We start from the raw sequence: 1,628 nt of genomic DNA on the forward strand, positions 1-1,628 counted from the left end.
GGAGCCGCCCGTCGTCTTGCCGGTTGAACCGGTGGACGAGCTCCCCGGCCCGTCGGAGCCGAAAGCGTCCTCGGCGCCGAACGGGGCCGACGGCTTGTCGGTTGCCGGTTCCGGGGCGAACGGGCTGCCGACGCCCGTCCCCGGGGCGCCCGACGGCGCAGTCCGGGCGGACTCGGAGCGGCCGAACGGGTTCACGTACGGTGCCGCGGCCGTCTCGGAGTCGAGCTCCGCGGCCTGGCGCGCGATGTTGCTGGCGATCTCGTTCAGCCCGGCGATCTGAGTCAGGATCCCGTCCCGGCGCTTCGCCAGCCGCTCGGTCTCGCGGGCGACGACGGTCCGGGAGCGTTCGGCCTCGTCCGCCGCGTTCGCCAGCTCGGCGTCGGACCGCGTCCGGGCCGTGGTCAGCAGCTGCTCGGCCTCCCGGCGGGCGCGCGCGAGCGTCCGCTCGGCCGACTGCTCCGCCTCGGCGCGGATCTTGCGGGCCTGCTCGGTCGCCTCGGCCACCCGGCGCTCGGACGCCTCGGCGGCCTCCTTCATCTGGGTGGTCAGGCTGTCGGTGTCGGCCGCGATCTGCTGGTGCTTGTCGGCCAGCTCCTTGGCCTGCTGCTCCCGCTCGTCCGCCAGCCGCGCGCGCAGCGCCGCCGACTCACGCTGGATCGCCGTACGGATCTTCTCCGCCTCGTGCAGCGCGCCGTTCTTCAGTGTGCTCGCCTGCGACTCGGCGGTCAGCTGCAGCTGCTCGGCCTTCCGCCGCGCCGCCTGCAGTACCTCGGCGGCCTCGGTCTCCGCCGTACGCCGCAGCTCGGCCGCGTCGCCCTCGGCGGTACGCCGCATGCTGTCCGCCTCGTTCAGCGCGACCGTACGGATGTCCTCGGCCTCGCGGTCACCGGTGGCCCGGGCCGCGGCGGCCTCCTTGCGGGCGTTGGTCAGCAGGTCGTCGGCCTCCCGCTTGGCCTCCTCGAGCGCCTCGGCCGCCTGGTCCTGGGCGAGCCGGAGGATCTGCGCGGCCCGGTCGCCGAGTCCGGCGTACGACGGGTTCGCGCTGGCCTCGAGCTGCCGGCGGGTCTCCTCGAGCTGGTGCTGCAGCGGCGCGACGCTCTGCTGCAGCTGCTCGGCCCGATGGCGCGCCTCGACGAGCTGCATCTCCAGGGCGCGGACGTAATCGTCCACGGCCTGCTTGTCGTACCCTCGGCGACTGACCGGGAATCCCCCGGCCGCGGTCGCCGTGCGGTCGAAGAACGGCAGGCTCGACTCGTCAGGCATTCCCGAGTTTCCCTTCTGGCGGCTCAGCGTGAATTCCCCACGATAAGCCTGTCAGAAACCCGTTCAAACGCCTAAACGCACGCACGCACTACCTGTCGCGGAAGCGATTGATCTGGTCGAGGTGTTCGGCGCGCAGTTCGGGGTCGCGGACGCCGAGGCCTTCGGTGGGGGCGAGGGTGAGGACACCGACCTTGCCCTGGTGCAGGTTGCGGTGCACGTCGTACGCCGCCTGGGCGGTGTCCTCCAGCGGGTAGACCTTGCTGACGGTCGGGTGCACCATGCCGCGCGCGATCAGCCGGTTCGCCTCCCAGGCCTCCCGGTAGTTGGCGAAATGAGAGCCGATGATCCGTTTCAGGTTCATCCAC

General features: G+C 72.2%; 2 protein-coding genes. Both read right to left on the reverse strand.

What is annotated here, in order from left to right; translation table 11 throughout:
* Positions 1–1,263, reverse strand: a 1,263-nt coding sequence (locus VFF46_RS17700; protein WP_325038235.1) for a DivIVA domain-containing protein, incomplete at its 3' end; no start/stop codon positions are given.
* An 88-nt stretch (positions 1,264–1,351) separates the two neighbouring features.
* Positions 1,352–1,628, reverse strand: a 277-nt coding sequence (locus VFF46_RS17705) for a zinc-binding dehydrogenase (protein ID WP_325038236.1), incomplete at its 5' end; no start/stop codon positions are given.

This window comes from Kribbella sp. (genome assembly GCF_035655035.1).
Lineage (GTDB): Bacteria > Actinomycetota > Actinomycetes > Propionibacteriales > Kribbellaceae > Kribbella.